The sequence below is a fragment of the Streptomyces sp. NPDC057307 genome (assembly GCF_042667665.1).
GTDB lineage: Bacteria > Actinomycetota > Actinomycetes > Streptomycetales > Streptomycetaceae > Streptomyces.
Genome location: NZ_JBHUZM010000049.1, coordinates 14884 through 34133, shown reverse-complemented (window position 1 = coordinate 34133; position 19250 = coordinate 14884). Strand labels below are relative to the sequence as shown.

Annotated in this window: 16 protein-coding genes; 12 read left to right on the top strand and 4 right to left on the bottom strand. The window is 72.2% G+C overall.

Annotated elements, in window-relative coordinates; translation table 11 throughout:
- Positions 1-82 precede the first annotated feature (82 nt).
- The gene (locus ACFUN8_RS18870) at positions 83-1252 is read left to right on the top strand and encodes a MalY/PatB family protein (protein ID WP_383638468.1); all 1170 of its coding nucleotides are present in this window, start codon (positions 83-85) and stop codon (positions 1250-1252) included.
- Between the two features lie 15 nt (positions 1253-1267).
- Here the strand turns inward: ACFUN8_RS18870 and ACFUN8_RS18865 are convergent, their stop codons facing one another.
- On the bottom strand, positions 1268-1798 hold the full coding sequence (locus tag ACFUN8_RS18865) for a GNAT family N-acetyltransferase (protein WP_383638465.1): 531 nt from the start codon (positions 1796-1798) through the stop codon (positions 1268-1270).
- Positions 1795-2787: a hypothetical protein gene (locus ACFUN8_RS18860; RefSeq protein WP_383638462.1), complete on the bottom strand. Its 993-nt coding sequence runs from the start codon at positions 2785-2787 to the stop codon at positions 1795-1797. Before ACFUN8_RS18860 ends, ACFUN8_RS18865 begins: the two co-directional genes overlap by 4 nt.
- A 538-nt stretch (positions 2788-3325) precedes the next feature.
- Between ACFUN8_RS18860 and ACFUN8_RS18855 the strand changes: the two genes are divergently transcribed.
- The 6 genes from ACFUN8_RS18855 (at position 3326) to kynU (ending at position 9651) form a co-directional block, all read left to right on the top strand.
- Complete coding sequence (locus ACFUN8_RS18855) at positions 3326-4438, top strand: methyltransferase (protein WP_383638459.1); 1113 nt, start codon at positions 3326-3328, stop codon at positions 4436-4438.
- Positions 4439-4476: 38 nt separating this feature from the next.
- Positions 4477-5988, top strand: a complete 1512-nt coding sequence (locus tag ACFUN8_RS18850) for an MFS transporter (protein WP_383638456.1) — start codon at positions 4477-4479, stop codon at positions 5986-5988.
- A gap of 103 nt (positions 5989-6091) precedes the next feature.
- Positions 6092-6505: a DUF3151 domain-containing protein gene (locus ACFUN8_RS18845; RefSeq protein ID WP_382564138.1), complete on the top strand. Its 414-nt coding sequence runs from the start codon at positions 6092-6094 to the stop codon at positions 6503-6505.
- A 179-nt stretch (positions 6506-6684) separates the two neighbouring features.
- A complete protein-coding gene (locus tag ACFUN8_RS18840) occupies positions 6685-7518 on the top strand; it encodes a DUF3152 domain-containing protein (RefSeq protein WP_383638453.1) in 834 nt (277 codons plus the stop codon).
- Between the two features lie 92 nt (positions 7519-7610).
- The gene (locus ACFUN8_RS18835) at positions 7611-8456 is read left to right on the top strand and encodes a tryptophan 2,3-dioxygenase family protein (protein WP_383638449.1); all 846 of its coding nucleotides are present in this window, start codon (positions 7611-7613) and stop codon (positions 8454-8456) included.
- Positions 8449-9651, top strand: a complete 1203-nt coding sequence (gene kynU / locus ACFUN8_RS18830; protein WP_383638447.1) for a kynureninase — start codon at positions 8449-8451, stop codon at positions 9649-9651. The genes ACFUN8_RS18835 and kynU overlap by 8 nt, the downstream gene beginning before the upstream one ends.
- Positions 9652-9726: 75 nt before the next feature.
- Here kynU and ACFUN8_RS18825 read toward each other — a convergent pair whose 3' ends face one another.
- Positions 9727-10647: a hypothetical protein gene (locus ACFUN8_RS18825; protein ID WP_383638444.1), complete on the bottom strand. Its 921-nt coding sequence runs from the start codon at positions 10645-10647 to the stop codon at positions 9727-9729.
- On the bottom strand, positions 10647-11063 hold the full coding sequence (locus tag ACFUN8_RS18820; RefSeq protein WP_383638441.1) for a hypothetical protein: 417 nt from the start codon (positions 11061-11063) through the stop codon (positions 10647-10649). The genes ACFUN8_RS18825 and ACFUN8_RS18820 overlap by 1 nt, the downstream gene beginning before the upstream one ends.
- Before the next feature lie 122 nt (positions 11064-11185).
- On the opposite strand from ACFUN8_RS18820, the gene ACFUN8_RS18815 reads away from it, so the two are divergent.
- The 5 genes from ACFUN8_RS18815 to ACFUN8_RS18795 all read left to right on the top strand — a co-directional run bounded on the left by ACFUN8_RS18815 (position 11186) and on the right by ACFUN8_RS18795 (position 19145).
- Positions 11186-15679, top strand: coding sequence for a CHAT domain-containing protein (locus ACFUN8_RS18815; protein ID WP_383638438.1), 4494 nt, complete (start codon positions 11186-11188; stop codon positions 15677-15679).
- A gap of 95 nt (positions 15680-15774) precedes the next feature.
- Positions 15775-17034 carry a serine hydrolase domain-containing protein gene (locus tag ACFUN8_RS18810; RefSeq protein ID WP_383638435.1) on the top strand — a complete coding sequence of 420 codons (1260 nt, stop codon included), beginning with the start codon at positions 15775-15777 and terminating at the stop codon, positions 17032-17034.
- Entirely contained in the window at positions 17024-17203 is a 180-nt protein-coding gene (locus ACFUN8_RS18805) for a hypothetical protein (RefSeq protein WP_383638432.1), read from the top strand. The genes ACFUN8_RS18810 and ACFUN8_RS18805 overlap by 11 nt, the downstream gene beginning before the upstream one ends.
- A gap of 192 nt (positions 17204-17395) precedes the next feature.
- Positions 17396-18226 (top strand): alpha/beta hydrolase family protein, encoded by an 831-nt coding sequence (locus ACFUN8_RS18800; RefSeq protein ID WP_383638498.1) that lies wholly within the window; start codon positions 17396-17398, stop codon positions 18224-18226.
- Positions 18227-18293: 67 nt separating this feature from the next.
- Positions 18294-19145 carry an NmrA family NAD(P)-binding protein gene (locus tag ACFUN8_RS18795; protein ID WP_383638429.1) on the top strand — a complete coding sequence of 284 codons (852 nt, stop codon included), beginning with the start codon at positions 18294-18296 and terminating at the stop codon, positions 19143-19145.
- Positions 19146-19250: the final 105 nt, after the last annotated feature.

Genomic DNA, 19250 nt, shown 5'->3' with positions numbered 1-19250 from the left:
AGGTGCCGGGCCCGTGTGCTGTTCCGATCGCTGTCCGATTGCCGTCCGATCGCTGTTCCGAGCCGAGGAGGACCGAGACACCGTGGATCAGGGTTACGACTTCGACACCCCCGTCGACCGGCGCGGCACCTGGAGCGTCCAGTGGGACGGCGTCGCCGACCGCTTCGGCGTGGACGGGCTGCTCCCCTTCACCATCTCCGACATGGACTTCGCCTGCGCGCCCGAGGTGCTCGCCGCCCTCCAGGCGCGTATCGCGCACGGCGTCCTCGGCTACACGGACTGGCGGCACGAGGACTTCCTGTCGGCGCTGCGGCACTGGTTCGCCACGCGCTACGGCACCGAGCTGGACACCGACCGCGTCGTGTACGCGCCGTCCGTGCTCAGCCAGGTGTCGCAGCTGCTGCGGATGTGGTCCGCCCCCGGCGACGGCGTGGTCGTCCACACCCCCACGTACGACGGCTTCCGCAAGGCGGTCACCGGGCTCGGCCGCGAGCTGCGCGGGGTGCCGGTGGGGGACACGGCGGCGCTGGAGCGGGAGCTGGCGCGCGGCGACAGCAAGGTGCTGATCCTGTGCTCGCCGCACAACCCGACGGGGCGGGTGTGGACGGAGAGCGAGCTGACGGAGTTCGCCGGGCTCGCGGCGGCGTACGGGGTGGCGGTGATCAGCGACGAGATCCACGCCGACTTCGTGCACCCCGAATTCCTTCCGGCGGGCCGCCGCCATCTGCCGTGGACCCGGTTCGGCACGGGCCGGTGGGCCATCGTCACCTCGGCGTCGAAGTCCTTCAACTTCCCGGCGCTCAGCGGTTCGTACGGCGTCATCGGCGACCCGGACGACCACGCGGAGTTCATGCGCCGGATGCTGACGGCCGAAGGGCTCGCCTCCCCGGCGGTCCTCGCGCTGACGGCCCACATCACCGCGTACCGCGAGGGCGCGCCCTGGCTGGACGCGCTCAACGCGTACGTCGTGGGCAACCTCCGTATGCTCGCCGCGCGCCTCGACGCGGCCTTCCCCGCGCTGGGCTGGCGTCCGCCGGAGGCCGGTTATCTGGCCTGGATAGACCTGCGGTCGCTGGGTGTGGACGACGACGCGCTCCAGCGGGAGCTGATCGAGCGCGAGAAGGTGGCGATCATGCCGGGCACGACATACGGCTGCGAGGGTTACGTACGGCTCAACGTCGGCTGCCCGCGCGCCAAGGCGGAACAGGGCACCGACGCGCTGATCCGTGCACTCCGCCGGCTCGCCTCCTGATACTCGTAACTGTCCTCATGCAAGGGGGAGTTCGGCGAGCATCACCGCGAAGACGGGCGAGTCGGGAAACGGTTGGCGCTCGCCCACCTTGCGGTAGCCCCACGACTCGTACAGGGCCTGGACCTTGGGGTGCCGGGTGTCGACCAGCAGGACGGCCAGGTCCTCCTCCCGAGTCCGCAACAGTGCGCGGGACAGCCGTTCGGCGGTACTCGTCCCGCGCCAGGTGGGGTGGACCGCCAGTTCGGAGAAGGAGTATGTACGGGTCCTCTCCGGCGCCGGGTCCAGGTGTTCACGCCACCATTCGCGGCCCTCTGTCGCCGGGGCGCCGTAGGCGAAGCCGACCGGCTTGTCGTCGTCGTAGCCCACCACACACGAGAAGCCCGGATGACTGCCCCAGCGGTCCACGAACCAGGGAAAGCGCTGGTTGAACTCGTCGTCCAACTCCTCCGCGTACGCGGAGGAGTGGAGATCGAGGAGCGTCTGCCGGATTCGCGGGAGATCGGCGTGCGCGTAGTGGCGGATGTCGAGGTCCGTGGTGCCCGTCATGTACGGCTCCGTTCGAGGCGGTAGCGGTCCGACCACTGGCGTGAGGGTTTTGAGCCGGGGGCGGACGTGGTCAGGGCGCGCTGGAAGTGGTCGAGCCGTGAGCGCAGGCGGCCGGGCAGGGCCTGGTCGGGCAGTAGGCCGAAGACCGTGTCGGCCGTGGCGCAGGCTTGGCCGATGTCTCCTTGGCGGAGCTGTGCGAGGGCGAGCTGTGTGGTGGCCATCGCGCGGTTCCTACGGAGCGCGTCGGGGATACGGGCCAGGGCTTGGTGAGAAGCTGCCTCGGCCTGGTCCGGATCTCCGGTGGCGTTCATGACGACGGCGGTGATCGCGCTCAGCTCCCCCGGCCCGTAGAAGGCGATCCAGTTCGGTCGTGCGAGGTTGGACCCCTCAGCTCTGCCGAGGGCGTCCTCGGCGCGGCCCAAGGCCCGCAGAGCGGCCGGACGGTCGCGGAGATGCGTGTGATTGATGGCCGCGCGGGCGTGTGCGAGTGAGGCGAACATCGGATCACGGCGGGTGATGGTGGTCGCCAGTGCCGCGTCCGTCGCGTCCGCCGCCTGATGGAAGTCATGACGCTGGCGGCACAGCATCGCGTACATGTTCCACACCTGGAAAAGCGCCACGGGATCCCGTGCCATACCCGCGAGATGGAGCGCTCTCGCCAAGCGCGTCTGGGCGTGATCCAGCCGATGGGCGTCCAGCGCGGACCACGCGGCGATCCCGGTGTAGTCGGCCGCGATGGCGAAGAGGCGTCGGCGGATGCGCTGGGTGGCGGCCTGATCTCGTAGCTCCAGTGTCCGCTTGGCGCCCGAGAGCGCCAGCTGTTCCAACTCGCCGTGACCGCCTTGGCTCTGGTCCAGTTGTACGAGGTCGCTCAGTCCTTCACGGAGGCGGATCACGTCCGAGGAGCCGACCATCGAGGGGCGGGCAGTGATGAGCGGCGCGGCGGCGGCCGTCCCGGCAGCCGCGGTGACGAAATCGCGGCGTCTCACGGGTTGCTCACCTTCGTCCGTGCTGCTCTGTCGGCACGCCGGGGCGACGAAACCCAGTTCGCCCGCAGAGCGCCCGAAGAGTGCGGTCAATGCCTCCCGCTGCCGAGGATGCGGCCAACGGGTCCTTCCGGTAAGCCAGTTGCGTACCGTCCGGTCGCTGACCGTCCCTTCGTGGCCGCTGTTCCAGAGGTAGGTGTTCACGGCATCGGCGAGTTCGGCCTGCGTGAATCCGGTCTCTTTCACGGCGTGGCTCAGACTTACGTTGCCCGTCACCCGTCAACCGTAGCCAGGTGGCCGACCGGCGGGACCGGCTACCGGGGAAATTTCCGGTGAGGCGGGACGTACAGCGCCTCGATACTTCCGCCCGGTCGGCGGGCCGGGGCAGTTGAATGAGTCGCGTCACCTCTGTACGAGCAGGGACACGACCCGAGAAGGAGCGTTACATGGCAGACGACGGGAAGCACGGGGGCCCGCCCTCCGACAAGCCGTGGACGCCCCCGGCACCTGAGCCCAGTCCCGACGGGTCCGGGCCCAAGAAGTGACTTCTGGTGAGGACCCGCGTCACGGTTACGCCGCGCTTGTCGCGGCGGTCGCCGGGCGCGGGCTTCTTGATCCCGTCTGGCGCCGGGTGTGGGAGGCGCTGCCCCGGCATCGGTTCATCCCTTCGAGGATCTGGCGGCAGGGGCCGGAACGCTGCGAGCCCGTGGCCGTGGGGGACGAGTGGTGGAGCCTGGTCCACAGTGACGAACCCGTGGTCGTCCAGGTCGACGACGGGGCGGAGAACGGGCCCGGTGTGGCGACCTCGTCCAACTCCAAGCCCAGCGTGGTCGCGACGATGCTCGGCCTCCTCCAGGTGCGCGACGGCGAGCGGGTCCTGGAGATCGGCACCGCGACCGGGCATGTCGCCGCGCTCCTTTCCGAGCGTCTCGGCGACCGGGGCCGGGGTGTCCACAGCATCGAGGTCGACCCCGCCATGGCCGCCATGGCGGCCACCCATCTGGGCGACACCGGATATGAACCGCACCTCCGAGTCGGTGACGGTGAGCGCGGTTGGCCCGGCGGGGAGCCCTTCGACCGGATCGTGGTCACCTGCTCGTTGCGCCGGATGCCGTACGCCTTCATCGAGCAGGTACGGCCCGGCGGCACCGTGGTGGCGCCGCTGTACCGGGACTTCTGGAGCGGCGCTCTGGTCCAGCTGACCGTGGGCGCCGACGGTGCCGCGCGGGGCCGGTTCCGCGGCGGTGCGTCGTACATGCCGATCCGGGCGCAGCGTACGGAGGTGGACACCGCGGTCGACTCCGGCACCGCCCGCTCCCGGGAAGCCGGTCTCGACCCCGCCGAACTGCTGTCCCTGGGCTTCGCCCTGTACGCCGGTGCCCGGCTGCCGGGCGTGTGGATGCGGCACTCCAGGATCGACGGCACCGTCCACGTGTGGGCACGCGGTGAGGACGGCTCCGCCACATCCACCGCCACCGGCGAGGACGTGTGGCAGTACGGACCGCGAGACCTGTGGGCGGGCATCGAGGCGGTGCACCGCGAGTACACGGCGGCCGGCAGCCCCCACTACGAGGACTTCGGACTCACCGTCACCGCCGAGGGCCAGAGCGTGTGGCTGAGGGAGCCGGGCGCGATCGTGAAAGCGCTCGCGTAAGCCGGGCATCCGCACCGGCCAAGGTGGATGATGCCCCTATGGACATCAGGCTGGGCACGGCCTCCGGCCGGTGGATCGTACTGACGACAGTTCTCGGTTCCAGCATGGCGCTGCTCGACTCGACGGTCGTCAATGTCGCCCTGCCGCACATCGGTGACGACCTCCACGCGAACCTCGCCGACCTGCAGTGGACCGTCAACGCGTACATGCTGACGCTCGCCGGGCTGATCCTGCTCGGCGGGTCGCTCGGGGACCGGTACGGGCGGCGGCGGATCTTCGTGCTGGGCACCGTGTGGTTCGCGCTCGGGTCGCTGCTGTGCGGGGTCGCGCCCAGCGCCGAGGTGCTGATCCTCGCGCGGGCGCTCCAGGGGGTGGGCGGGGCGCTGCTGGTGCCCGGGTCGCTCGCGCTGATCCAGGCCAGCTTCCATCCCGACGACCGGGCGCGGGCCGTGGGGCTGTGGTCCGGGCTCGGGGGTGTCGGGGCGGCCGTGGGGCCGTTCCTGGGCGGGTTCCTGGTGGACGGGCCCGGCTGGCGGTGGGTCTTCCTGCTGAACGTGCCGCTGGCCGCGATCTGTGTGCCGGTGGCGCTGCGGCACGTACCGGAGTCGCGGGATCCGGCGGCGCACGGCCGGTTCGACGTACTCGGCGCGGTGCTGGGCGCGGTGGCGCTGGGGCTGGTGACGTACGCGCTGATCGCGAAGGTGTGGTGGGCCGGGGCCGCGGGGGTGCTGGTGGGGGTGTGGTTCGTGCTGCTGGAGCGGCGGCGGCCCGATCCGATGCTGCCGCCGTCGATCTTCGCCTCGCGGCAGTTCACGTCGGTCAACGTGGTGACGCTGTGCGTGTACGCGGCATTCGGCGGGTTCTTCTTCCTGGCGTCGTTGCAGCTCCAGGTCGTCGCGGGCTACTCGGCGCTCGGCGCCGGGACGGCGCTGCTGCCCACGACCGTGCTGATGCTGCTGTTCTCCGCCAGGTCGGGCGAGCTGGGCGCGCGGATCGGGCCCAGGATCCCGCTCACGGTGGGGCCGCTGCTGTGCGCCGCCGGGCTGCTGCTGATGCTGCGGGTGGGCGGCGGGGCGGACGCGTCGTACGTACGGGACGTACTGCCCGCGCTGGTGGTGATGGGGCTCGGCATGGTGACACTGGTCGCGCCGCTGACCGCGACGGTCCTGGCGTCCGTCGAGAACTCCCGGGCGGGGCTGGCGAGTGGCATCAACAACGCGGCGGCGCGCGCCGCGGGTCTGCTCGCGGTGGCCGCGCTGCCGCTGCTGGCGGGCATGGGGCCGGAGGTGTACCGCTCGTCGACGCAGTTCGACGCGGCGTTCCACCGGGCCATGCCCCTGTGCGCGGGGGTGCTGGTGCTGGCGTCGCTGATCGCCTGGGCGACGGTGCGCACGACGCGGCCCGCCGACGACAAGACCGCCGAGAGCGCGCCCAGCCTGCCCCAGTGCAAGGTCAACTGCGGGCTGTCGTCGCCGCCGCTGGAGCCGACGACGGTACGGAGGGGGCTGGGCGAAGGGGCGGGAGGGGGCGCGTCGGCGGCGGACGCGTGAGCGGGGACGGGGCGCGCGACCGCCGAAGCAAGGGCGGGCGTTTGCCGGTGGCAAACCCGCTCCACTGCCACGGAATCCGGCGCGACCTGGGACACTCGGAACCATGGCCATCCACAAAGACCTTCTCGGGGGACCGCCCCCCACGCACCTGCCCGACGACCCCGAACCGCGCGAGCTTCTCGCGAACGGGACGGCGCCCGCCGACGTCGCGGCGAAGTACCCGACCTCGTCGCTCGCGTGGGCCCAGCTCGCCGACGACGCGTTCGAGAACGGCCGGGTCGTGGAGTCGTACGCGTACGCCCGTACCGGCTACCACCGCGGCCTCGACTCGCTGCGCCGCAGCGGCTGGAAGGGCCACGGCCCGGTGCCGTGGGAGCACGAGCCGAACCGCGGCTTCCTGCGCGCCCTGCACGCTCTCGCCCGCGCCGCGCAGGCGATCGGCGAGGAGGACGAGTACGAGCGCTGCTCCGGTTTCCTGCGGGACTCCTCGGCGGCGGCGGCCGACACCCTCGGCTGAGGTCGCGCGCGTCGGGTCGCTCGTCGGCTTGCCGCGTCTTCTGCGCAGGTCCGTGGCCGTCCGAAAGGCTACGGACCTGCGGCGCGCGGTCGATACGATCGCACACGCCATCGAATCCGGTACGAGGCCCCGGCACCCTCTCCCTGTTGACTCCGGTCGAAGCAGGGGAGAAGTCCGTCTTGGGCAAGCGTGTCGTGGCCCGTCGCCGTCCGTTCGCCCGCCCGGTGCTCCTCGGGGTGTGTCTGATCGCCGTCTTCGCCGGTGGCGGCGCGTTCCTCGCGGGCTGGCCGGGGAGCGGGCCCACGGCCGACGCCAAGGGCCGTAAGAGCCCGGCGCCCACGACCGAGGCGGCCGAACCACCCGCCCCGTCGCTCAGCCCGGGCGTCGGTCCCGGCGCGAGTCCCGGCCCGCGCGCCTCCGCCGATTCGACGCGTCGTATCCCCATCCCCGACAACGGTCCCGGCGACTTCACGACGGCCCGTTCCGCCGGTTCGCCGGTCGGCTCCGGCGACACCGTGCGCCGCTACAAGGTCCAGGTCGAGAAGGGTATCGAGCTGTCCGAGCGGCAGGCCGCCGTCGAGATCGAGACAATCCTGGCGCACCCGCGGGGCTGGACCTCCGACGGCCGTAACTCCTTCCAGCTCGTCGGCTCGGGACCGTCCGACTTCGACGTCAAGATAGCGACGCCGGGCACGGTGGACCGGATCTGCGGCGCCGCCGGCCTGCTCACGCGCGGCGAGGTGAACTGCACCGTCGGCCGCACCGTCGTGGTGAATCTCAAGCGGTGGGTGCTGGGGTCCGAGCAGTTCGACGGCCCGGTCACCGAGTACCGCGCGCTGATCATCAATCACGAGGTCGGCCACCGTCTCGGCCGGGGCCATGTCACCTGCGGCGGCGCCGGAAAGCCCGCGCCGGCGATGATGCAGCAGATCAAGGGCCTGTACGGCTGCCGTGCGAATGCATGGCCGTACGCCGAGAACGGGACGTACATCACAGGTCCGGCGGTGCCGTGAAGTCGGGATTATGATGCGAACAGGGGACCGGAGCTCCGATGCCGATTGGAAGGGGCGGACCGCTACCCGGTAGCAATATCGAGGAGACAGAGATGTCGCAGCACCCCGATGCCTCCGGAGCCGGTTCGGACACCCCGAACCTCGACTTCGCGGGTACGACCCCGTACGAGGACTACGTCCAGGCGGACGTCCTCACCCATCTCCAGCACCCGATGTCCGACGACCCGGGCGAGATGGTCTTCCTGGTGACCACCCAGGTGATGGAGCTGTGGTTCACCGTCATCGTCCACGAGTGGGAGACCGCGTCCCGCGCGCTGCGCGAGAACCGGCTGCCGGTCGCGATCGACGCGCTGAAGCGCTCGGTGCGCGAGTTCGAGGCGCTGAACGCGTCGTGGACGCCGCTGAGCCAGCTGACCCCCGCGCAGTTCAACTCGTACCGCAGCGCGCTCGGTGACGGCTCCGGATTCCAGTCGGCGATGTACCGGCGGATGGAGTTCCTGCTCGGCGACAAGTCGGCGTCCATGCTCGTACCGCACCGGGGCGCGCCGCGTGTGCACGCCGAGCTGGAGAAGGCACTTCAGGAGCCGAGCCTGTACGACGAGGTGCTGAGCCTGCTGTCGCGGCGTGGGCTGCCGGTGCCGGCGTCGGCGCTGAACCGGGACTTCACACAGAAGTACGAGCCGTCGACGGCGGTCGAGGAGATCTGGGCCCGGGTCTACGCGGAGCCCGACCAGAACGGTGAAGTCATCAGGCTGGGCGAGGCGTTGACGGACGTCGCCGAGCTGGTGTGGCGCTGGCGCAACGACCATCTCGTGGCGACGCGGCGCGCGATGGGGTCCAAGAGCGGGACGGGTGGGTCCGCCGGGGTCGCGTGGCTGGAGAAGCGGGCGCAGAAGAACGTGTTTCCGGAGCTGTGGACGGCGCGCAGCCATGTCTGAGGTGTTGGCCAAGCAGGCCGCCGGACTCGACGCGGACGACCGACTGGCCGCGCACCGCGAGCTGTTCGCGCTCGACGACGACTCCGTCTATCTGGACGGCAACTCGCTCGGCGCGCTGCCCCGCCACGTACCCGAGCGGGTCCAGGACGTCATCACCCGGCAGTGGGGCGAGCTGCGTATCCGCTCCTGGACCGAGGGCGGCTGGTGGACCGCGCCGGAGCGGATCGGTGACCGGATCGCGCCGCTGGTCGGCGCGGCACCCGGCCGGGTCGTGGTCGGTGACTCCACAAGTGTCAACGTCTTCAAGGCGGTTGTGGCGGCGGCCCGGCTGGCGGGGGAGGGCCGCGACGAACTCCTCGTGGACGCCGAGACGTTCCCCTCGGACGGCTATATCGCGGAGTCGGCGGCGCGGATGACCGGTCTGCGACCGGTCCCGGTGTCCGCCGCCGATGTGCCGGGCGCCGCCGGGCCGCGTACGGCCGCCGCGCTCGTCAACCACGTCGACTTCCGTACGGGCAGGCTCCACGATCTGCCCGGCATCACGGCGGCCCTGCACGACGCGGGCGCGCTGGCGATCTGGGACGTGTGCCACAGCGCCGGCGCGCTGCCGGTGGGACTGGACGCGCACGGGGTCGACCTGGCGGTCGGCTGCACCTACAAGTACCTGAACGGCGGGCCGGGTTCACCGGCCTTCCTGTACGTCTCCGAGCGCCACCAGGCGGCCTTCGACTCGCCGCTGCCGGGCTGGACCTCGCACGCCGACCCGTTCGGGATGACGCCCGGCTACACGGCGGCGGACGGCGCGACACGCGGCCGGGTCGGCACGCCGGACATCCTCTCCATGCTGGCGCTGGAAGCGGCGCTCGACGTGTGGGAGGGCGTCTCGCTGGACGCCCTGCGGGCCAAGAGCCTGGCGCTCACGGACTTCTTCCTGCGGTGCGTGGACGCGTACGCCCCGGCGGGCCGGGTCACCTCGCTGACGCCGGCGGCACACGCGGAGCGCGGCAGCCAGGTGGCACTGCGCTGCGCGGAGGCGCCCGCGGTCATGGCGGAGCTGATCGCGCGCGGCGTGGTCGGTGACCTGCGACGACCGGACGTGCTGCGGTTCGGCTTCACGCCGCTGTACGTGGGCTTCCGCGACGCGGAGCGGGCGGCGCGGGTGCTGGGGGAGGTCCTGCGGGAGGTACCGGCCTGAACGTGCCGCCGGGGCGGGGGCTCGTTGGTCGAGCCGCCGCCCCGGAAACCGGCGCCACGGGGGCAGGTGCGGAGGTCAGGGGGGTGCGGGCGGACCGAGTCGGCGGCCGACGGCCCGCCCCAGTTCGGTGAGCTGTTCGCTGTCGGGTCGGACGCCGAGCTGGTCGGCGAGGTCGGTGAGGTGCAGGTCCACGGCGGCCTCGACCAGGGACGCCAGGACGGCCGCCGCGCCGCGGGCCCGTGCCACGGCGGTGAGCAGCACACCGGCGCCGATCAGCGCGGCGGGCCACCAGAGCACGGCCAGCGCGGCGTAGAGCAGACCCCAACCCGCCAGGCGGGCAGCCGAGTTGTACGCCGTGTGGGCGCCGGACAGGTCGGCGCGCGGGGCGTCCGGGAGCATCGTCCAGAGCCGGGGCCAGACCAGGTCCACGTCGAGGGCGTAGCGCGTGCGCACTCGGACGGCGACCGCGTGGAAGGCGTCTCCGACGCGGGTGGGGCGATGCGGTTCCCGCTCCGCCCGCAGACGCAGGGCGCGTTCGGCGCGCGCCTGTCGGGCCCGCGCCGAGACCGGGTCCGGCGGCTGATCGTCGCCACCGGCGGTGACCGCGTGGGCGACGGCGCGTCGGGCGCGCTCCGAGTACCACCTCTCCCACCACCTCCGGCGCCACCGCAGCAGCCGGCCGAGCCCCGGCCCCGCGCCGTCGGCGCCCCACAACCGCTGGAGCAGCGCGCCCAGCCCGCCGGCCGCCAGACCCGCCGCACCGGCCGCGAGCAGCGCGGCGGCCACGGTCAGCAGGATGGCGGCGGGGCTGTTCCCGGCCCGGTTCGTGGCGATCTCGTCGAGCCATGTGTGAAGCCGTGCCACGTCGAACGGATGCGACTGGCCGAGCCGCGCGGCGACGACGAGCGTCGCGACCCACAGCAGCCCGGACAGGACCACGGTCTGCAGCCATCGGTCCGCGATCCAGGTGCCGATCCCGGCGAGCAGTCCGGGCATCAGGCCGCCGGGAAGGCGCGCAGCGGTTCGTCGCCCGCCGCGCACCGGGGCGCGGACGCCCCGGCTTCGTCCGGGAGGACCACTCGTCCGCAATTGCCCCACGGACAGACCCAGGCGCTCGCCGTGCCGCCCTCCGGAGGCAGGCCGAATCCCAGGGGCAGTTGTGCGTTGCCGTACTCGCGCACGTCGAGTGCGGGCAGGCCGTGCCGGACGCAGGCGTCCTCGATGGTGTCCAGCAGCTCCGTCTCGCGGGCTCCCGCGGCTGTCGCCGTTCCGCTCCGAACCAGTTCGAGCAGTTCGCGCAACTGCGGTCCCGCTCCGGCGGTGTCGATCTCCGCCGCCATCGACTCGTGCCGGGTGAGCTGGTCGCACAGCACACCCAGTCGGTTCCGCGTGCCGTTCCGCGACCTCGCCACCCTGCCACCCCCACAGCGTCTCTCGGCTTTTCTCGGCGCCTCGGCGTGTCAACTAGCCTTCATTCAGGCTGATTTGTCAATCTATCATTCAGTAGCCTGAGCAGCCTGAATCGGAGGACGGGATGGCCGATCGGGATCTGCTCGGTGACCTTCGGCGGTGCATCGGGGCAGCCGTGGACGCGGACGACGCCGCCGGGTTGTTCGCGGACGGCGCGGAACGTACGGCCGCCGCCCTGACATCGGTCACCGACCCGGCGACCGACGTCGAGGCGAGCCACGTGCTGGGCGTGTACCACTGGATCCGGCTCACCGCGCTGCCGGAGGGGCCGGCGCAGGAGGAGGCGCTGATCGAGGCCGTGCGCTTTCTGGCCCCTGTGCACGACGTGGATCCGGAGGCCGTACCGGAGCCGTTGCGCTTCGTCTTCGCGAGCGGAGAGGGGGGCGAGGACGGGGAGGCCGCGGACGGCGGGGGCGACGGCGACGGCGACGGCGACGGCGACGGCGAGGAATTGTTCGGCGAAGGGGCCCTGGAACTCGGCCTCGCCGTGTACCGGGCGTACGAGCGGGGCCGCCATCTTCCGTTGCTGCCCCGGGCCGTCGAGCTGTTCCGCGCGGCGATCACCGGGCCGTTCGAGCGTCCACTCGACCGGGCCATGGCCCTCAACAATCTCGGGCTCGTCCTTCGGCAGATGTACGAACTGACCAAGGACACCGAAACGCTGGACGAGGCGCTCACGGTGTCCCGTGAGGCGGTCCGCGCCACCGACCATCCCGAACACGCCATGTTTCTGACCAACTTGGGACTCGCCCTGTTCCAACTGCACAGGCGGGACAAGAACGCGGAGACCGACACCCGGACGCTCGACGAAGCGCTCGACGTCGCCCGCGGGGCCGTCGTCACGACCTCGCCCGGCCACCCCAATCTGACGATGTATCGCAACAACCTCGCCATCATCCTGCACATGTGGGCCGATGCCGAGGCCGATCCGGTGGCGGGCGCCGAGGCGATCGAGCTGACCCGGGGCGTTGTCGCCGCCATGGCCGCGGGTGACCCCGCCCGAGGCACCCAGCTCCATATCCTCCTCATCGCTCTTCAGAAGCAGTACGGGCGTACGGCGGCGGAGATCGGCCAACTCCTCGAAGCGGTCGCCGTCGGGCGAGAAGCCGCCACCGTGCTCCCCGCCGGGTCGCCCGCGCGCGCCGACTGTCTGGACCGGCTTGCCGGCTGCCTCAACGGGCTCTTCAAGCTCACGGGAGACCTGTCGACGCTGCGCGAGGCGATCGCCGTGTCCCGGACCGCGGTCGACGCCGCCGCGGCCGACCGCGCGCGGTATCTCCACAACCTCGGTACCGGCCTTCGTACGTTGGCCGAACACAGCACGGACCCCGCCGCGGCGGAGGAGGCGGTCGCCGTCGCGCGGGCCGCGGTCGACGCCTCCGACGATCCCTCCCACGACGCCCCCCACGACTCCTCCCACGACTCCTCCGACGACTCCTCCGACGACGACCCCGAACGCCTGGGGCGGCTGAGCGGCTTGGCCGCCGCGCTCCTTCAGCGGTACGAGTACACGGGGGACGTCGGTCAACTCGTCGAGGCCGCCGCGTGCGAGCGTGCCGTCATCGACGCCACGCCCGTCGGCCACCCCGACCGTCTTCGGTCCATGAACAACCTCGGCATGGCACTGCGCCTGCGCTACGAGACCGTCGGCGGGGACGACCTTCTTGAGGAGGCGGTCGACATCGGCCGGGCGGTCGTCGCCGCGCTGCCCGACGGGCATCCACATCTGGCGATGGCCCTGAGCAATCTCGGCAACGCCCTGTCCAGGAAGAACGGACGCGACGGCGGACTTGAGCGGGTGCCGGAGTCCGTCACGTACGCCCGTGCCGCCGTCGACGCCACGCCCGTCGGCCATCCCGACCGTCCCAAGTGGCTGAACAACCTCGGCATGGCACTCCAGACTCAGTCGAACTGGGCCGGGACACGCGAACCTCTTGAAGAGGCGGTCGCCGTCCTGCGGGAGGCCGTCGCCGCGCTTCCCGAGGGGCATCCGCATCTGGCCATGGCCCTGGGGAATCTCGGCAACGCCCTGAGCAGCCTCTTCGACCAGACCGGCGAACTCCCCTTGCTGCGCGAGGCCGCCACGACGGGCCGCAGGGCCGTCGACGCCACCCCCGCCCGGAACGCGCACTACGCCGCCTCCTTGAACAATCTCGGCCTCATCCTGCAACTGCTGTCCTGGTACACAGGCGACTCCGTGCCGCTGCGGGAAGGGGTCGAGGTATCCCGTGCCGCCGTCGCCGCCGTCTCCGACGACCACCCCAACCGCGGGCATTTCCTGGGGACTCTCGGCTCCGCCCTGCAGATGAGTTTCCAGCGCACCGGGGAGAGCGAGGACATCGCGGAGGCGGTCGCGGTCTGCCGCGAGGCCGTCGCCGCCTTCCCCCACGGCCATCCGTATCGCGCGCAGCAGTTGCTCGGGCTCTCCAGCGCCTTGTTCGCACAGGCGTCGCGGGACCGGGACGCCCGAACGGCGTCCGAGGCGGTGGACATGGTCCGCCTGGTCGTCGAGGCCACCCCCGCCGACCACGCCAACCGCAACCGCGTACTGGTCAACCTGAGCGCCGCCCTGTTGCTGCGGTTCAGCCACGACGGCGACCCCGCCGGGCTGTACGAGGCGGTCGACGCCACGCGCGAGGCCGTCGCGATCACCCCGGTCGGTCTGCCGTACGCCGCGAACGCGCTCAACAACCACGCCGCAGCTCTGCACATGCTGTACACGCACACCGGTGAGGCCGGCCTGCTGGACGAGATCCTGGCCTCCTCCCGGTCGGCGGCACTGGACGACACCGCCCCGGTCTGGACCCGGATCGCCTCGTACCGGACGATCGCCATCCTGGCGGCGAGGGACGACGCCGGAGCGCACGAAGCGCTCGCGGCGGCCGAGTCGGCCGTCGCGCTGCTCCCGCAGATCGGTCTCGGCGCGCTGGACCTCACCGACCGTGGGCACTTGATCGGCGAGGCAGGCTCGCTAGCGGGGGCCGCTGCCGCCGCCGCGCTGAACGTCGGGCGCGCGCACCGGGCCGTCGAACTGCTGGAACAGTCACGTGGGGTGCTGACGGCCGAGTCCGTCGCGGACGGGGGCACCGACCTCGACCGGTTGCGGTCGGCGGCGCCGCACCTGGCGCAGGCCGTCGGCGAGGTACGGAACCGGCGCGCGGCCCTCGACCGCCAGGCCCCCTCAGCCGTCGAAGCTCCCGCATCTCCCACGCCTCCCACGCCTCCCACGCCTCCCGCACCTCCCGCGCCTTCCGCGCCTCCCGAAGTACCCCCACCCGCACCCGCCCACATCGACGCCTCCATGGCCGCCGAGACCTCCGCGCCCGCCGAAGCCCGTGCCGCCGCCCGCCGTGAGGCGCAGGCCGAGTGGGACCAACTGCTCACCCGTATCCGCTCCCTGGACGGCTTCTCCGACTTCCTCACACCGCCCGGAGCCGTCGGCCTCACCACCCAGGCCGCCGACGGCCCGGTGGTGTACGTCTCCGCCGCGCCCACCCGCTGCGACGCGCTCGTCCTCACCGGTGACCCCGACGATCCCGTACATGTCGTGCCTCTGCGCGGCCTCACCGACACGGAGGCCGTGCGCCGCATCATGACGTTGGGGACGGCCATCGAGGCCACCGGCGACCCCTCCGTCGATCCGGTCGGCCGCCGCACCGCCCAGCGCGACATCCTGGGCGTACTGGCCTGGCTCTGGGACACGATCAGCGAACCGGTCCTGGCCGCCCTGGGTCATACGGGTCCCCCACCACCGGGCGAGCCCTGGCCCCGCGTGTGGTGGTGCCCCGTCGGCATCCTCGCCTATCTGCCGCTGCACGCCGCCGGCCATCACGAGGACCTGGCCGACGACTCCGCCCGGCGCCAACTGCCGCGCACGGTCCTGGACCGGGTCGTCTCCTCGTACACCGCCACCGTGCGTGGGCTGGCCCGGGCCCGTACCCGCGAAGGCGCGACCGATCAGGGGGCCCGGACCGCGATCGTCGCCGTCCCGGACGCTCCCGGCGCGGGCCCTCTGGCGGGCGCCGCCACCGAGGCGGACCTGCTCACCGGGCTCGTCCCGGGCGCCGCGGTCCTTCCCGACCCGACCCGGTCGTCCGTGCTCGCGGCGCTTCCCCACCACCGGGTGGCGCACTTCGCCTGCCACAGCGAGCCTCATCGGACCGATCCCTGGCGCGGCAGGCTGATCCTCCAGGACCACCGGACGGATCCACTGACCGTCGCCGACATCGGCGCGCTGCGCCTGGACGGCGGGCTCGCCTTTCTGTCCGCCTGCAACACCACCCTGACGGCCCCGCGCCTGGCCGACGAGGCGCTTCATCTGACGGGCGCGTTCCAACTCGCGGGCTATCCGCATGTGGTGGGCACCCAGTGGCCCGTGGCCGACCGGGCCGCCCATCAACTGGCGGCCGACTTCTACGCCCGCCTCACGGCCGACGGAACCACCCCGCCCCGCCCGGCCCTTGCCGCCGAGGCCCTGCACCACGCCACCCGGCGCCTGCGCGCCGGCTATCCCGTCACCCCCACCGTCTGGGCCGCGCATACGCACACGGGTGCCTGAACGGGGCCCGTTACGCGGTGCTGGGGATATCCCCACCTCGCAGATGGGTGCCTCCGTCATGGGATCGGGGTGCCCTTTCCACCAGGCTGATGGCCATGAGCACATACGCCAGAACCTCACGCCGCCCGCGCCTGCCCGTGGTCACCGCGCTCGTCACCGCCGCCGTCTGCGCCGTGTCCCTCGGAGTGTCCGCCGGGCCCGCGCCCGCGCGGGGGGCCGACGGTGGCGGCCGGGGTGCCGCGGGGGAGCCGCTGTCGCAGAAGCAGTTGCAGCGTGAGGTGAACAGCACGCTCAAGAAGGCCGGGTACATCGGCGTCTCCGTACAGGTGCGTGACGGACAGCGCCGTACGTACGCCGTCGCCGGGGAGGCCGAACTGGGCACCGGGCGGCCGGTGTCGCACGAGGCCGGCTTCCGTGCGGCCAGCGTCACCAAGACGTTCGTGTCGACGGTCGTCCTCCAACTCGTCGCCGAGGGACGGCTGTCCCTGGACGACACCGTGGAGAAGTGGCTGCCCGGCGTCGTGGCGGGGAACGGCAACGACGGCAGCCGCATCACGCTGCGCCATCTCCTCCAGCACACCAGCGGCGTCTACAACTACGACTTCACCGAGGACACCGGCGACACGGCCGCCGACTTCGAGCGCACACGGTTCGACCACCACGACCCGGAGGAGGCCGTGGCCGGGGCGATGAAGCACCGTCCCGACTTCGAGCCCGCCGACCCCAACGACCCGCATCCCAAGTGGAGTTACTCCAACACCGGCTACATGCTCGCCGGGATGATCATCGAGAAGGCCACGGGCAAGTCGTGGGACAGGGAGGTCCGCGACCGTATCGTCCGCCCGTTGGGACTCACCCAGACGTACGCCCCCGGTGACGACCCGCGCCTCAAGGGGCCTTACACACATACGTATCAGCAGCTCCCCGGGTCCACCGCGATGACGGACACCACCATCCGTAACGTCTCCTGGGCGTCGGCCGCCGGCGAGCTGGTCTCCGGGGAACGCGACCTGGACACGTTCCTGACGGCCCTTCAGCGCGGCAGGCTGCTGCCGCCGGCCGAGATGGCCGAGCTGCGCGAGGTCGTTCCCGCCGGCGAGGACTTCCAGGTGGTCTTCCCCGGGCTGCACTACGGGCTCGGGGTGATGCGGCAGCCGCTGAGCTGCGGCGGATTCCGCTGGGGACACGGCGGCGACCTGGAGGGGGCGACCATCAGGACGGCCGTCAGCGAGGACGGGCAGCGGTCGGTCGTCGTCAACGCGAGCGGCAAGATGTCGAACGACGAGTGGCTGCTGGGCGCGGAGGAGGCCGTCCAGGCGCTGCTCGACCGGGCGATCTGCGGCGGTGACCGGTGATGCGGCGACGGTCCGGCGTGCGGCGGCGCTGGGCGGGGCCGCGGTGGACGGGGGCCGGGCGGTGACGGTGGTGGTGAACAGCTTCGACGAGGCGGACGAGGCGCGGCAGGAGAGTACGGCCAAGGCGGTGAAGGCCCTGATCGCGAGGGCGCCGACGCGCGCGGACTGAGTACGGCGGTGGCGGGGTCGTCGGCGGTGGGGCCGGGCCGTAAACCTGTGGCGTGGATGCTGATAGCGTCCCGCTGATCAGGTCAATTCGGGTCTCTCATCGAAAGGTTGGAGCAGCGTGTCGGATTCCGCCGCCCAAGATTCCGCCGCCGACTCCACCGACGCCGGCGCGGTCGCCCGTGACCGTGCCGAGATGGCGGCACTGTTGTCGCGCCCGCGGGTCGAGTCGGACGTCAGCGTGGCGTACGGGGCCCACCCCGACCAGGTGGTCGACTTCTACGCGCCGCGCGGCGGGCGCGAGGGTGTGCCGCTGGTGGTCGTGCTGCACGGCGGGGAGTGGCGGGCGCAGTACGACCGGGCGCATCTGACGCCGTTCGCCGGTTTCCTGGCACGGCGCGGGTTCGCCGTCGCCAACGTGGAGTACCGGCGGGGGAGCGACGGGGACGTGTCCGGTGAGCCGTTCGCGGGCCGGTGGCCCGAGACCTTCGACGACATCGCCGCCGTGATGGACGCGCTGCCCGCGCTCGTCGCCGACGCCCTCCCCCAGGCGGATCCGCGCCGGATCGTGGTCACCGGGCACTCCGCCGGTGGCCATCTCGCGCTCTGGGCGGCGGCGCGGCATGTGCTGCCCGAGGGGTCGCCGTGGCGACTGGACGCGCCCCCGAGGCTGCGCGGTGTCGTCGCGATCGCGCCCATCGCGGACTTCGCGACCGCTGTCGAGCTGGGGGTGTGCGGCGGAGCCGTCGTACAACTGCTCGGTGGGGAAGGGGAGTTGAAGGCGCGCAAGGACAGCGCGGACCCGTCGGCCCTGCTGCCCACCGGGATCGCCACCGCCGTCGTGCAGGGCCGGGACGACGACGTCGTACCGCAGGCCGTGGCCGAGGCGTATGTCGACGCCGCCGCCAGGGCCGGGGAGATGGTCGGCATCACGCTGCTGGAGGACGTCGGGCACTACGCGCCGGTCGACCCCGGCGCGGACGCGTGCGCGGTCGTGGCGGAGGAACTGGCGCAGCTCGCGTACTGACCGCCGATGGTCGGGTGCGCCGTACTCGCGGACAGAAGCTGACCGCAAGCCCTCCTACCTTCGGCACATGACCAACAACGCGAACGTCCACCTCGTGACAGGCGCCACCGGCACCGTGGGCCGCCAGATAGTCCTTGAACTGCTCAACCGCGGCCACTCCGTACGCGCGCTGACCCGCGACCCCGCCAAGGCGGGCATTCCCGGCTTCCCCGACGGCGTCGAGGTGGTACGCGGCGACCTCGCCGATCCGGCGTCGCTCGTCCCGGCGCTGGAGGGCGTCACCGGGCTGCATCTGATCACCTTCGACGGCGGGGGCTTCGCGGCGCTGGAGACCGGCCCCGAGATCGTCCGGCTGGCGGCGGCGGCCGGTGTGCACCGGATCACCGTGCTCAACGGCGGCGGCGACACCCCGCTCCAGGACGCGGTGACGGGGAGCGGCATCCCGTGGACCGTGCTCATGCCCGTCGAATTCATGGCCAACGCGCTTGCGTGGGCGGAGGGCATCCGCGCCGAGGACACCGTGCGTGAGCCGTTCGTCGGCCGGCTGAGCGCCATGGTCCACGAGGGCGACATCGGTGCCGTCGCCGCCGTCGCGCTCAGCGAGGACGGGCACGGCGGCCAGACCTACCTGATCACCGGGCCCGAGGCGCTGACGATCCACGACAAGGCGGACGCGCTGGCCGGGGCGCGCGGCCGGAAGATCGAGGTGGTCGAGCTGACCGAGGCGCAGGCGCTGGAGCAGTGGCGGGCGGCCGGGCAGAGCGAGGAAGTGATCGGCTTTCTGCTGGAGGTGTACGGGAACACCCCGCCCGAGGGCCGGACCCCGATCGGGACGGTGGCGGAGGTCACGGGGCGTCCCGCGCGTACGTTCGCGCAGTGGGCGGCCGAGAACGCGGACGCGTTCCGGCGTACGGCGTAGGAAGCGGCGTAGAAGCCGCGCAGGGAGCCGCGCGGGGACCGCGTACGAGTCGCGTGTAGCTCTCGTGGGTGGGCTCGTAGTACCTGGGAGGGACGGGAAAGGATC